This is a genomic window from Thiohalophilus thiocyanatoxydans, from assembly GCF_004366735.1.
GTDB lineage: Bacteria > Pseudomonadota > Gammaproteobacteria > UBA6429 > Thiohalophilaceae > Thiohalophilus > Thiohalophilus thiocyanatoxydans.
Genome location: NZ_SOQX01000006.1, coordinates 161862 through 175705, shown reverse-complemented (window position 1 = coordinate 175705; position 13844 = coordinate 161862). Strand labels below are relative to the sequence as shown.

Below are 13844 nucleotides of genomic sequence, written 5' to 3'. Positions count from 1 at the left end.
CCTGCGATGCGACAGACAACTGCCAAAAGCAGAATCTAAATAATCATTGTTTTCCTCCGCGTCTCCGCGCCTCCGCGCCCTCTGCGTTTTGTTTCCAGAATCCCGCTAGTAGATGACTTTGACGTGGTCGTCACCGAGGCTGTCGCGCAGGCGGTGCAGGAGTTCGTCGGTGGGATGGACGCGCCAGGTTTCGCCCAGCGCGATCTGGGCGCGGGCGTCGTCGCGGTGGTAGTCGATGATGACCGGGCAGAAGCCTTCGCGAAACGGCGTCAGGGTGTGCTGCAGATCAGGAATAAAACCGTTGCCGGCTTTGTGGTGATCGACGCTGAGCAACAGTTTGCGCGCGAAGTTTTCGCGTGCCTGATTGATGTCGTAGATGCTGCGCGCGCTCATCTTGTAACCGCCGCTGTATTCGTCGATGCTCACCTCGCCTTCGACCACGATCAGTTTGTCCTTGGCCAGCAGATCCCGGTAACGCTGGAACGGTTCGCTGAACACGGCCAGTTCAATGCGCGCACTGCGATCGTCGATGGTAATAAACGCCATGCGATCGCCACGGCGGGTATTCATGGTGCGCATGGCGACGATCAACCCCGCCACCACCACGGTCTGATCGCGGGTCGGTTTGAGATCGACGATACGTGCCGAGACAAAACCGGCCAGCTCGGGCAGATAGCGTTCGATGGGGTGGCCGGTCAGGTAGAGCCCCAGGGTCTGTTTCTCCGCGGCCAGTCGTTCATCCTCGCTCCACTCCGGCTGGCGATGATAGGCCACCGGGCCGCTGTTGGACTCGGGCGCCATGCCGATCCCGAACAGATCCTGCATGCCCACTGCCTGATCGCGACTGTGCTGTTCGGCGGTCTTCAGGGCCGCCGGCAACGAGGCCATCAAGGTGGCGCGGTTCTCGCCGAACACATCCAGCGCGCCGGCCATGATCAACGCCTCCAGGGTGCGGCGGTTGACCTTGCGGGTATCGATGCGCCGGGTGAAGTCGAACAGATCGGCAAAGGAGCCGTTGGCGTTGCGCTCTTCGATCATGCTGTCGATGGCCGCGCCACCGACCCCTTTGATCGCGCCCAGCCCATAGACCACGGTCTGTTCATCCTGGGCGGTAAAACGGTATTCGCACTGATTGATATCCGGCGGCAGGACGGTCAGTTGCATGTCGCTGCACTCGTCGATCAGCGTGACCACCTTGTCGGTGTTATCCATATCCGCCGAGAGGACCGCGGCCATGAACGGCGCCGGATAGTGCGCCTTGAGCCAGGCGGTCTGGTAGGAGACCAGGGCATAGGCGGCCGAGTGGGATTTGTTAAAGCCGTAGCCGGCGAACTTCTCCATCAAATCGAAAATGTAGGTGGCGGTCTTCTCCTCGACGCCGCGCTCCAGCGCGCCTTTGGTAAAGATGTCGCGCTGCTTGGCCATCTCTTCGGGCTTTTTCTTGCCCATGGCGCGGCGCAGCAGATCCGCGCCGCCGAGGGTATAGCCGGCCAGCACCTGGGCGATCTGCATGACCTGTTCCTGATACAGGATGACGCCGTAGGTGGGCTCGAGGATGGCGACGATATCCGGATGCGGATACTCGGGTTGTTTGCGACGGTGCTTGACGTTGATAAAGTCATCCACCATGCCCGACTGCAGCGGACCGGGACGGAACAGCGCCACCAGGGCGATGATCTCCTCGAAGCTGTCCGGTTGCAGGCGCTTGATCAGATCCTTCATACCGCGGGATTCGAGCTGGAACACGGCGGTGGTCTGGTTGGCTTTTAACAGCTCGAAGGTTTTTTCATCATCCAGCGGGATGGAAATGATATCGACCGGCGCCTCACCTTTGGCGGCCTTGTCCTGATTGATGGCGCGCACCGCCCAGTCAATGATGGTCAATGTGCGCAGACCGAGGAAGTCGAATTTGACCAGACCCACCGCTTCCACGTCGTCCTTGTCGAACTGGGTGACGATACTGCCGGAGCCCTGCTCGCAGTATAAGGGCGTGAAGTCGGTCAGTTGCGACGGCGCGATCACCACCCCGCCGGCGTGCTTGCCGGCGTTGCGCGCGCAACCTTCGAGCATCCTGGCCAGATCGATCAGGCCGCGCACCTCTTCGTCCTGGTCGTACAGCTCCTGCAGCTGCTCTTCCTGCTCCAGTGCCTTCTCCAGGGTCATGCCCACTTCGAAGGGAATCAATTTGGCGATGCGATCCACAAAGCCGTAGGGATGGCCGAGCACGCGACCCACATCGCGCACCACCGCCTTGGCCGCCATGGTGCCGTAGGTGATGATCTGCGAGACCTTTTCGCGGCCGTAATAATCGGCCACGTAATCGATTACCCGATCGCGCCCTTCCATGCAGAAGTCGACATCGAAGTCAGGCATGGAGACCCGTTCGGGGTTAAGAAAACGTTCGAACAGCAGATCGTATTTGATGGGATCCAGATCGGTGATGGTCAGGGCATAGGCCACCAGCGAGCCGGCGCCGGAACCGCGCCCCGGCCCGACCGGCACGCCGTTCTCCTTGGCCCAGCGAATAAAGTCGGCGACGATCAGAAAGTAGCCGGGAAAGCCCATGGCGATGATCACATCCAGCTCCATCTCCAGTCGCTCGTGATATTCCCGGCGGATGCTTTCATAATCCGCTGCCGTGGTGTCAAAGAACTTGTTCAGCCGTGCTTCCAGTCCCTTGCGCGATTCCTCGCGCAGAAACTCGTCGATGGTCATGCCGGCGGGCACCGGGAAGTCGGGCAGATAATTCTTGTCCAGCGTCAGCTCGACATTGCAGCGTTTGGCAATCTCGACCGTATTGGCCAGCGCTTCGGGCAGATCCTCGAACAGTTCGGCCATCTCCTGCGGGGTGCGCAGGTATTGCTGCTCGCTGAAGCGTTTGGGCCGGCGCGGATCATCCAGGGTGCGCCCTTCGTTGATACACACCCGGGCCTCGTGCGCCTCGAAGTTGTCACGCGCCAGGAAGTGCACGTCATTGGTGGCCACCACCGGCAGATCATGGGCGATGGCCAGCTCCACCACAGCATGCAGGTAATCCTCCTCCCCTTCACGCCCGGTGCGCTGCACTTCCAGGTAATAGCGTTCGGGAAACAACCTCTGCCACTGCTCGAGCCGTCGCGCCGCCAGTTGCGGATTACCGTTGAGCAGGGCCTGCCCGACGTCCCCTTCGCGGGCCCCGGACAGGGCGATCAGACCGTCGGTGGCCCCCTCCAGCCACTCGCGACTGAGGGTCGGCTGGCCCCGATGCTGGCCCTCGATATAGCTGCGCGAGACCAGCCGGGTCAGATTGCGATAACCGGTATTATCCTGACACAACAGCACCAGGCGGCCGGGTTGATTGGGATCCTCCTCGTTGTGCAGCCAGGCATCCACGCCGATGATCGGTTTGACGCCGGCGGCGATCGCCGCCTTGTAGAACTTGACCATGCCGAACAGATTGCACTGGTCGGTCATCGCCACCGCCGGCATCCCGGCGTCGGCCACGGCTTTGACCAACGGCTTGATCCGCACCAGGCCGTTGGCCAGTGAATATTCGGTATGCAGATGGAGGTGGACGAAGGAATCCATGGCGCAAAGTGTCAGATCAATCCGTCAGGAGTGCAAGACTTGACACCCGTTAGCCGCCGATTTTGTCCACCGCCGGCATCAGCCCCTGTCAGACCGGGCCGGGCGAGGCATCGTGGGTTACGCAGGAGACCACCGAAACAGCGAAAACCGTGACACCACCGAACACAGACGTTCGTCAGGGCCGATTGTTCATTTGTGCTGGAACCGGGGTGGTCGGTGGCCGGGAAGCAGCAGCTTCAGCAGGCTACATCCAGTCCCTGGCCATCTGTTTGAACTGGACCCGCAGAAATTCCATCTGATCGGCCAGAATGCGGCGGTTGCGCAGCACCAGATACTCGGCCAGGTTGGGGACGTAGGGGATGGCCAGCAGCGGCATGTTGGCCTGTTCCGGGGAACGGCTGCCCTTGCGGGCGTTACACCGCTTGCAGGCGGTGACCACATTGCGCCAGTGATCGCGCCCGCCGCGGGAGAGCGGTTTGACGTGGTCCCGGGTCAGCAGCGGATCGCGAAACTCATGGCCGCAATAGAGACAGGTATGGCGATCGCGGCGGAACAGCTCGCGGTTACTCAGCGGCGGCGTGCTGTGGCGCCGGGTAATCCGGTTTTCGCCCTTGACGGCGATGATGGAGTTAATCTCCAGCAGGCTCTGCTCACCCGTCAGTCGACTGTGGCCGCCGTGCAGCTGGAACATGTGATCCCCGGCCGTCCAGGCAACCCGGTCGCGGGAATAGATACAGGCGGCCTCCTGCCAGGGAATCCAGTTAACTGGCTGGCCGTTGATATCCAGTCTGAGAATCAATGGTAACGACGACATGACGTTCTCCTGCCTCTCACCCATTTTCATATGTTTTGACTGACTTAATTTTATACCCGCTTTTTAGCAGGAAAACAAATGTTTAGAACACCAGGGCCGAGGAACGAGTGACGAGGGACGAGGAAAAACGGCCCCAAACCGCCGACTGCCAACTGCCATCTGCCATCTGCCATCTGCCAACTTTGTTTACAAAAGCTTGCGCACCGGTCCGAAGCTGCGCCGGTGGATCTCACTCACCCCTCGCTCCTGCAGCGCCGCAATGTGGGCTTTGGTCGGATAGCCCTTGTGTTTTTCCAGACCGTAGCCGGGATACTGCTCGGCCAGGGCGATCATCTCCCGGTCGCGGCTGACCTTGGCCAGGATCGAGGCGGCCATGATCGCCGGTACGCAATCATCCCCCTTGATCACGGCCTGTGCCGGACAGGGCAGCTCGGGGCAGCGGTTGCCGTCCACCAGCGCTTCCAGTGGCGCCGGTTCCAGCGCGGCCAGCGCCCGCTGCATCGCCAGCAGACTGGCCTGCAGGATATTGAGCCGATCGATCTCGGCCACCCCGGCCCGCGCCACGGCCCAGGCCAGCGCCTGCTCCTGAATCTGTGCCGCCAGCTGTTCCCGGCGCGCCTCGCTCAGCCGTTTGGAATCGAGCAGGCCGGCAATCGGACGGGCCGGATCCAGCATCACCGCCGCGGCGACCACCGGCCCCGCCAGCGGACCGCGGCCGACCTCATCCAGACCGGCCAGACGTTCTTTTTGCAGGGTAAATGTCCAATCTGTGTCCAAGTGCAAATTATCCTTCTGTCGGTCACCGTAAATGGCGGGTTATGTAATTGAATTTACAGGCTAAAAATGCGATTATTTTGTTTATGCCTCCGGCTCGGAGAGCGCCGCCTCACTCGCGCCGCGCCATTTTACCCCGAACCGCTGACCTGCCAACCGCAACAGAGTTATTTTAATGACAACACTCAGAACCGCCGTCATTGGTGTCGGTTATCTCGGAAAGTTTCACGCCCAGAAATACGCCCAACTGCCCGCCTCGCAACTGGTCGGCGTCTGCGACAGCAATCAGGAGGTCGCCCGAACGATTGCGGCCGAACATGATGTCGAAGTCTACCGCGATTATCATGATCTGATCGGCCAGGTGGACGCGGTCAGTATCGTGGTCCCCACCCAGAAGCATTACGAAGTCGCTAAAGTCTTTCTGGAAAATGGCGTGCATGTGCTGCTGGAAAAGCCGATCACCTCGACGCTGGAACAGGGCCGGGAGCTGGTGGCGCTGGCGGAACGCAATAATCTGAAATTTCAAATCGGACACCTGGAACGTTTCAATCCCGCCATCATGGCGCTGGAGAATGTCCTGGTCGAACCGCTGTTTATCGAGAGCCATCGGATTGCCCCGTTCAACCCGCGCGGCGCCGATGTGAATGTGATTCTGGATCTGATGATTCACGATATCGATATCATTCTCGATTTTGTCGGCTCACCGGTCAAGGCGATTCACGCCAGCGGCGTGCCGGTACTCTCTAACGAAATCGATGTCGCCAACGTCCGTCTGGAATTTGAAAACGGCTGTGTCGCCAATGTCACTGCCAGTCGCATCAGCATGAAAAGCGAGCGCCGGATGCGCATCTTTCAGTCCGACGCCTATATCACTATCGATTTTCAGAACAAACAGCTCGGTATTCATCGCAAGGGCAAAGGCGAGATGTATCCGGGCGTTGCCGAAATCGACAGCGAGGAGCATGCCTTTGACCAGGGTGATGCCCTGCTGAGTGAAATCGGCGCGTTTCTTCAGGCAATTCATACCGGCGCCAGACCAGTTGTCAGTGGTGCCGATGGTTTGCGTGCCCTGGAAACCGCCTTTGAAATCAATCGGCAATTGACCGAAGGTTAATTGCCCCGTATTTGCACTATTGAGGTAGCACCAACATGATCCCGATGGTTGATCTGAAAGAGCAATACCAGACCCTGAAAGCGGAAATCGAACAGGGTTTTGCCGAAACATTCGAAAACACCAGTTTTATCCTCGGCCCCAACGTCAAAAGCTTCGAGTCCGAAGTGGCCGACTATCTGGGGGTTAAACATGCCATCAGCTGCGCCTCGGGCACCGATGCACTGCATCTGGCATTGGTCGCCGCCGGCATCGGACGGGGGGATGAGGTTATCACCTCCTCGTTCACGTTTATCGCCACCGCCGAAGCCATACGCTATGTGGGCGCGATCCCGGTTTACGTGGATATACACCCGGATACCTATAACCTGGATGCCGGATTGATCGAGGCGGCGATGACAGACAAGACCCGCGCCATTTTGCCGGTCCATCTGTTCGGCCAGCCGACCGACATGGCCTCGATTATGGCTCTGGCCGACAAACATAACCTGAAGGTTATCGAGGATTGCGCCCAGTCCTTCGGCGCCGATATCAACGGCAAAATGACCGGCAGTATCGGTCTGGCCGGTGCACACAGCTTCTTTCCCAGCAAGAACCTGGGTTGCTATGGCGACGGCGGCATGATCACCACCAATGACGATGCTGTCGCCGAGATGCTGCTGATGCTGCGCAACCACGGCAGCAAGGAGCGCTATTATCACGAGGTGGTCGGCTACAACAGCCGGCTGGATGAGCTGCAGGCGGTCATTCTGCGCGCCAAATTCAAACGTCTGCCGCAATACAACCAGCAACGCCGGCGTGTGGCACATCGTTATTCAGCGGGTCTGGCCGGCAGCGTCGTGACCCCGCCGCACGAAGATGGCCTGGGGACCCACGTGTATCATCAATACACCGTATTGAGTGATCAACGGGATGCGGTGATGAAAAAACTGGCGGATAACCAGATCGGCTCGGCCATTTATTATCCCGTCCCCTTGCATCAACAAAAAGTTTTTGCCGACGTCTGCAAGGATGTCAGCCTGCCGGTCACCGAGGAAATTGCCGGCCGTTGTCTGTCCCTGCCGGTTTATCCGGAGCTGAAGGACGCACAGATCGATCAAATCGTCGATGTGATCCAGTCAATCTGAGAGCACCGCATTGAAACGGATAATGATCATCGCCGGGGAAGCCTCCGGGGATCTGCATGCCGCCAAACTGGTTGAAGGCGTCAAACAGCGCCTGCCGGAGAGCACGTTTTTCGGTATCGGCGGCAGCGCCATGCGCAAGGCCGGAGTGGACATTCTGGTGGATTCGGCCGAACTGGCCGTGGTCGGCCTGATCGAGGTACTGGCTCACCGCAAGGTCATCTTCGGCGCGCTCAATCAAATGCGTGACATTCTGCGCAACGATCCGCCGGATCTGCTGATTCTGACCGACTACCCCGAGTTCAACCTGCGCCTGGCGCGCACCGCCAAAGAATGCGGTGTCAGGGTGCTTTATTACATCAGCCCGCAAATCTGGGCCTGGCGCCAGGGTCGGGTGAAAAAGATCCAGAAGCTGGTCGACAAAATGGCGGTGGTGTTCCCTTTTGAGGTCGACTTTTATGCCCGTCACGGCGTGCCGGTCACGTATGTGGGGCATCCCCTCGCCCACGAGGTGAAAGCCAGTGCCGATCGCGACACGCTGTTGAGGGAATTCGATATGGATCCGCATCGGCCTGTCGTGGGACTGTTTCCCGGCAGCCGGCGCAGTGAAATCAAACGTCTGCTACCGATTATTATCGATACCGCCCGTCTTTTACAGCAGCGGCGCCCACAACTGCAATTTGTCCTGCCGATCGCCTCGACCCTGAATCCGGCGCTGATCCGGGAGAACATGCCCGAACATGAACTCGATATTCACTATATCGAACACCGGCCGTACGACGCCATGCAGGCCAGTGACGCGATCGTCACCGTCTCCGGCACCGTCACACTTGAAATTGCCCTGATCGGCACGCCGATGGTTGTGATCAACCGCGTCGCCTGGCTGACCTACCACATCGTCAAACGCATGCTGAAAATCGACCACCTGGCGCTGTGCAACATCGTCGCCCAGCGTCGTATTGTTCCCGAACGGATCCAGAATGATGCCACGCCCGAGGGGATCGCCGATGATCTGCTGCGCATGCTGGATGATGAAAACTACCGCCGGGAAATCAAACAGGGACTGGCCGAAGTGCGGCAACAACTGGAAGACGACAGCCACATCACCGACATCGCCAGCGTCACCTTGGGTATGCTTACTGATTAAATTTTCTGATAATAAACGCAGAGGACGCGGAGGCGCAGAGTCGCGGAGAACGCAAAACTGAAATGATTCTGAATGTTGAATTGTGAGTTTTGAATTACCTGTACTTGACTAATTCAAAATTTAACATTGTTATATCCTCTGCGTCTCCGCGCCTCTGCGAACTCCGCGTTACTCACCCCAATTCTATCTAAGAATTCCCCGCTTGGAGCGGTTGAGGAAGTCGAGCATGGGCTGAACTTCGGGGTGTTGTTCGGCGAGCGGCCGGAGGTGTTGCTTGGCTTCATCCAGGGTGTGTCCCGAGCGGTAGAGGGTTTTATAGGCGGCTTTGACGGCCTTGATCGCTTCCTTGCTGTGTTGACGTCGTTTCAGGCCTTCACTGTTGATGCCGTAAGGGCTCGCGGGATTGCCGCTGACCATCACATAGGGCGGAATATCCTTGCTAACCGTGCTGCCCATGCCACAGAAAGCACCCATGCCGATTTTGGTAAACTGATGCACCAGGGTAAAGCCCCCAAGAATCACATAATCTTCGATCTCCACATGGCCGGCAAGTGAGGCACCATTGGCGAAGATCGTGTTGTTCCCGATCAGGCAGTCATGGGCAATATGGATATAGGCCATCAGCCAGTTGTCGTTGCCTATGCGGGTAACCCCGCCACCGTCGTCGGTCCCGCGATTGATGGTAACAAACTCGCGGATAGTATTCCCGTCACCGATTTCCAGGCGTGAGTCCTCGCCATGGTATTTTTTATCCTGCGGAACTTCCCCGATGGAACTGAATTGAAAAAAACGATTATTACGGCCGATGCGGGTCGGGCCGGTGATCACGACATGTGGGCCAATGACAGTACCCGTCCCGATTTCGACATCCGCACCGATAATGCTGAACGCACCGATGCTGACGTCATCAGCAATATTGGCAGAAGGATCAATGACTGCGCGTTGATCGATGCTCATTCTATCTCACGTTCAGCACACATCAGTTCGGCGCTACAGACCACCTTGTCATCGACCAGGGCGCGGCCGTTAAATTTCCAGATTCCCCGCATTTTGCGGATATAGTCAACTTCAAGGCGGATTTGGTCACCCGGAATGACCGGCTGTTTGAAGCGGGCATTATCAATACCGACGAAATAATAAAGCGAAGTACCGTCCGGTTTACGCCCCACGGTCTGAAAAGCCAGGATCCCGGTCGCCTGAGCCAGCGCCTCGAGGATCAACACCCCCGGCATAATCGGATGATTGGGGAAATGGCCCGGAAAATAGGGCTCGTTGTGGCTGACATTTTTAATGCCAACGAGCGATTTTCCAGGTTCGCATTCCAGGACTTTGTCAATCAGCAGAAACGGATAGCGATGCGGCAAATGTTCAAGAATTTCATAAATATTCAACGAGACCAAGATTCAACCCCTATATCAATAGCTTATTTTCCCAGCCGGGATTCCAGTTTTTTAATCCGTTTGGCCATCTCGTCCAACTGCTTGAATCTGACAGCATTTTTATGCCACTGGCGATTCAAATCCAGTGGTACGCCGGAGGAATAAACTCCGGGTTCGCGGATAGTATGGGTAACCAGCGACATACCGGTAATCGTGACATTGTCCGCAATTTCTATGTGCCCGGCAATAGCAACGGCCCCGGCAATCATACAATGGCACCCAATCTGTACACTGCCGGCAATAGCGGTACTGGAAGCTATCACCGTATATGCGCCAATCCGGACATTATGCGCTACCTGTATCAGATTATCGAGCTTGACGTTATCTCCGATAATAGTATCGTCGATTGCGCCACGGTCTATCGTGGTGTTGGCGCCGATTTCAACGTCATCACCGATTACCACCTTGCCGATCTGGGGGATTTTTATCCATATTCCGTTATCGTTTGCCTGCCCAAAACCGTCACTTCCGATTATCACCCCGGGGTGGATCACCGCCTGCTTGCCAATTACACAGTCACGTTGAACAGTCACATTTGCGTGCAAGTAGCATTTCTCGCCAATTTCAACACCGGATTCGAGCACACATCCGGGTCCAAGAGAAACATTTTCACCCAATTTGACAGACGGTCCGATATAACAATGAGGCCCAATGGAAACCGAATCGGGAATATGAACTGACTTATCAATTACCGCAGCAGGATGTACGCCTAAAGCAGGACGTTCTGCAGGATATAACAGGTTGGCCAGTCTGGCGTATGATACATAAGGATCATCGACGACCAAAGCACTTACCGGACAATGCTCAAGATCTGACTCACTTAGAATGACCGCCGAAGCACGGGTATCGCCAAGGTATTGTCGATAAGAAGGGCTGGTTAAAAAAGTAATACTGCCAGGACGTGCATTATTCAGTGTTGCAACGCTATCGATGACGATATCATCATCACCGACAACCCGCCCTCCAGCATGCCTGGCAAGTTGTTGCAAAGTCAGTTTCACGTAGTATCCCGTCAGTTCCGCTGATCGTCAGTCTCTGAGTTGTATTGTGCGTTCAGGCGCTCAAGTACTTTCTCACTCAGGTCTACCTTCTCAGAAGCGTAGATAACATTATCACCAAAAACGATATCAAAATCCTTATCTTTGGCAAGAGTGACAATAGTGTCATAGACCAGTTTTTGCAGCTTATTCAACTCATCGTTACGACGTATATTCAAATCTTCATTGAATTCTTCGCGAGTCCGCTTTATTTCACGCTTTTCAAGAACGATTTTCCGCTCTTTTTTCTTGCGTACTTCCTCGCTCATAATGTCGGCATCCGTAGCCATCTCTTCTTCCATTTGTTTTAATTTCTTTTGCATCGCAACGATTTTATCATCCCGCGGAGCAAACTCCTCTTCAAGTTTCTTTCGAGCCGCGTCAGCTTGAGGAGCCTCCTTGAGCACCTGCGAAATATCGACAAAACCGATCCGGGCTTCCGCATTGGCAACGGAGAATCCTGACAGGAGAAGCAGAATCAGGGTGAGATATTGTAGCCATTTTTTAAGCAATGTTAATCACCTTAACACGATCAATAAAATTAGAAACTCGATCCCATAGTAAACTGGAAGTTTTGCACATCATCACCCGGCTTATCATTCAATGGCACTGCATAACTGAAGCGTAACGTACCAATCGGTGCCAGCCACATAAACGCAAGGCCGGTTGAAGTCCGCAAGTCATTCGATTCAATTTTTTCATCCGCGCCGAAAACATTACCTGCATCAAAGAATGCCGCGATCCGCGTGGATCGACTCTGTTCAGCAAATATATTCGGTAATATCAGTTCCATTCTTCCCACCACTTTCCTGTTACCACCGAGCGGATCATTGGTCCCTCCTTCATCGCGAGGCCCCAGGCTGTTGCTGTCATAGCCCCGAACAGAACGACTCCCGCCCGCATAATAATTCTTATGCGGCGGTAATCCGTCTATATCAGTATCACCATAGCTCTGACCATACCCCAGATTCAATTCAGTAGAGAGGGTGATATTGTCAGTAAGACCGAAATATTTCTGAAAACGGCCATTGAGTTTATAATATTCCAGATCGCTGCCAGGAGTTGTTGAGCTCAATGACAGGGAGGCTACCGAACCCGAATCAGCGAGAATTGCCCGATTTCGGCTATCTCGACGCCAGCCCAGTGACACTTCGTAATCATCATAAACACTACCATTTTGATCTATAAAATCAAGTATATCCTGTGCCACATTACTGCCCGGGACAATTTCCGTACTCTCCACGCCAAAACTGACACTGGCTCGGGTAATTTCAGACAGTGGAATACCATAATTCATTGAAATCCCTTTGGTATTGGTAGTAAAGCTGGTCAGATCCGCCGCTTCAGCATCCACTTCCCGCCAGAACAGATTAAAACCGCGGCTGACGCCATCATCAGTATAGTAGGGATTTGTATAGGAGACATTATAGAATTTAGTAACGCTACTGTTATCTATGTTCAGGCCAAGTCGCTTGCCTGTACCCAGGAAGTTTTCCTGGGTCAAACCGAAATTCACCAATGCTCCATCGGTATCCGAATAGCCAATACCAGCTGACAAGGAGCCAGTTGGACGTTCTTTAACATTAATATTGACATCAACCTGGTCATCCGTCCCGCTGACAGAAGGTGTTTCAACCGAGACTTGTTCAAAAAAACCAAGCCTGTTCAGACGTTCACGTGACAGGGACACTTTCTTGGTGGATAACCAGTCACCTTCATGCTGACGCATTTCGCGTCGGATCACTTCATCTCGGGTTTTATCGTTCCCTGTAATGTTGATACGACGAACATAAACACGCCTTCCCGGATCAACCGACAAAGTCAAATCAACAGTTTGGGCATCCTTGTCAAGATCGGGGATAAGGTTGACGTTAGCAAAAGCGTACCCACTTTCAGCCAATCTATCGCTAATATTGTTTGTTGTCTCCGTGCTCTTTCTATGCGAATAGACCTCGCCTACTTCGAGGGTTATCAGCTCGTCAACCTCTTCTTCAGAAATAATCGTTTCACCAGTCACCTTTATATCACTAACAGTGTACTGCTCACCTTCGCTGACATTAACCGTAACATAGACTTCCTGCTTGTCAGGGGTCAGAGAAACCTGGCTTGAATCAATATTAAAATTTATATATCCCCTGTCGAGATAATAAGAACGTAAATTTTCCAGGTCACCGCTTAGTTCCTGTCGAGAATATTTATTACGGCCGAAATATGAACTATCGGCAAGAGATAAATTCTTCAGCAGTTCTTCGTCATCAAACTTTTTGTTGCCCACGATGTTAACTGAAAAAATTTCTGCGGCAACGCCTTCTGCAATATTGATCTCTATATCGACACGGTTTCGTTCCAATGGGGTTGTGACGGTTTCAATTTCAACGCCGTATTTACCTTGTCCATAATATTGTCGCTCTAACTCCTGAGTAACCTTATCAAGAGTGGAGCGATCCATGACCTGTCCCCGGACCAGCCCGATTTGTTGCAATGACGATTCAAGCTGCTCATCGGGAATGCTATCGTTGCCTTCGATACGAATATCAGCAATCGCCGGGCGTTCGGCGACAAAGACAATCAGATCATCTCCTTCACGCTCAAGTTCCACATCTTTAAAAAACCCGGTCTGGTAAAGTTCGCGAATTGCCCGGCTGCTCAACTCGGCATCAAGCCTGTCGCCCGCTTTAAGCGGCAGATAGTTAAACACTGTCCCCGCCGAAATGCGTTGCAGCCCTTCAAGGCGTATATCCTTGATAACAAACGGCTCGAACGCCATAGCAGGAATCATAAAACACAGCAATGACAACGTGGTCAGAATTCTTTTCATTAAAAACATCATA

The 13844-nt window shown here is 54.8% G+C and carries 11 protein-coding genes; 3 read left to right on the top strand and 8 right to left on the bottom strand.

The features are described 5' to 3' along the window. Positions 1 to 105: 105 nt before the first annotated feature. From dnaE to rnhB, 3 genes are all read right to left on the bottom strand, one after another. On the bottom strand, positions 106 to 3567 hold the full coding sequence (gene dnaE / locus EDC23_RS11350) for a DNA polymerase III subunit alpha (protein ID WP_134084626.1): 3462 nt from the start codon (positions 3565 to 3567) through the stop codon (positions 106 to 108). Between the two features lie 244 nt (positions 3568 to 3811). Next, entirely contained in the window at positions 3812 to 4381 is a 570-nt protein-coding gene (locus tag EDC23_RS11345) for an HNH endonuclease (protein ID WP_134084623.1), read from the bottom strand. Positions 4382 to 4567: 186 nt separating this feature from the next. Continuing rightward, positions 4568 to 5158, bottom strand: coding sequence for a ribonuclease HII (gene rnhB / locus EDC23_RS11340; protein WP_134084621.1), 591 nt, complete (start codon positions 5156 to 5158; stop codon positions 4568 to 4570). A 172-nt stretch (positions 5159 to 5330) separates the two neighbouring features. On the opposite strand from rnhB, the gene EDC23_RS11335 reads away from it, so the two are divergent. Genes EDC23_RS11335 through lpxB form a run of 3 tightly spaced genes read left to right on the top strand, consistent with a single transcriptional unit; the run spans position 5331 to position 8537 of the window. Further along, positions 5331 to 6269 carry a Gfo/Idh/MocA family protein gene (locus EDC23_RS11335; protein WP_134084619.1) on the top strand — a complete coding sequence of 313 codons (939 nt, stop codon included), beginning with the start codon at positions 5331 to 5333 and terminating at the stop codon, positions 6267 to 6269. 35 nt (positions 6270 to 6304) lie between these two features. Beyond that, entirely contained in the window at positions 6305 to 7393 is a 1089-nt protein-coding gene (locus tag EDC23_RS11330) for a DegT/DnrJ/EryC1/StrS family aminotransferase (RefSeq protein ID WP_134084617.1), read from the top strand. 22 nt (positions 7394 to 7415) lie between these two features. Beyond that, positions 7416 to 8537, top strand: a complete 1122-nt coding sequence (gene lpxB / locus EDC23_RS11325) for a lipid-A-disaccharide synthase (protein ID WP_134084676.1) — start codon at positions 7416 to 7418, stop codon at positions 8535 to 8537. A gap of 183 nt (positions 8538 to 8720) precedes the next feature. On the opposite strand, the gene lpxA is transcribed toward lpxB, so the two are convergent. The 5 genes from lpxA to bamA are packed head-to-tail and all read right to left on the bottom strand — an operon-like array spanning position 8721 to position 13831. Further along, positions 8721 to 9494 (bottom strand): acyl-ACP--UDP-N-acetylglucosamine O-acyltransferase, encoded by a 774-nt coding sequence (lpxA, locus tag EDC23_RS11320; RefSeq protein ID WP_134084615.1) that lies wholly within the window; start codon positions 9492 to 9494, stop codon positions 8721 to 8723. Further along, the gene (fabZ, locus tag EDC23_RS11315) at positions 9491 to 9928 is read right to left on the bottom strand and encodes a 3-hydroxyacyl-ACP dehydratase FabZ (protein WP_317622981.1); all 438 of its coding nucleotides are present in this window, start codon (positions 9926 to 9928) and stop codon (positions 9491 to 9493) included. Before fabZ ends, lpxA begins: the two co-directional genes overlap by 4 nt. Before the next feature lie 32 nt (positions 9929 to 9960). After that, positions 9961 to 10977, bottom strand: coding sequence for a UDP-3-O-(3-hydroxymyristoyl)glucosamine N-acyltransferase (gene lpxD / locus EDC23_RS11310; RefSeq protein ID WP_134084611.1), 1017 nt, complete (start codon positions 10975 to 10977; stop codon positions 9961 to 9963). An 11-nt stretch (positions 10978 to 10988) separates the two neighbouring features. Continuing rightward, entirely contained in the window at positions 10989 to 11525 is a 537-nt protein-coding gene (locus EDC23_RS11305; RefSeq protein WP_134084609.1) for an OmpH family outer membrane protein, read from the bottom strand. 29 nt (positions 11526 to 11554) lie between these two features. Beyond that, positions 11555 to 13831, bottom strand: coding sequence for an outer membrane protein assembly factor BamA (gene bamA, locus EDC23_RS11300; protein ID WP_166668848.1), 2277 nt, complete (start codon positions 13829 to 13831; stop codon positions 11555 to 11557). Between the last annotated feature and the right edge of the window lie 13 nt (positions 13832 to 13844).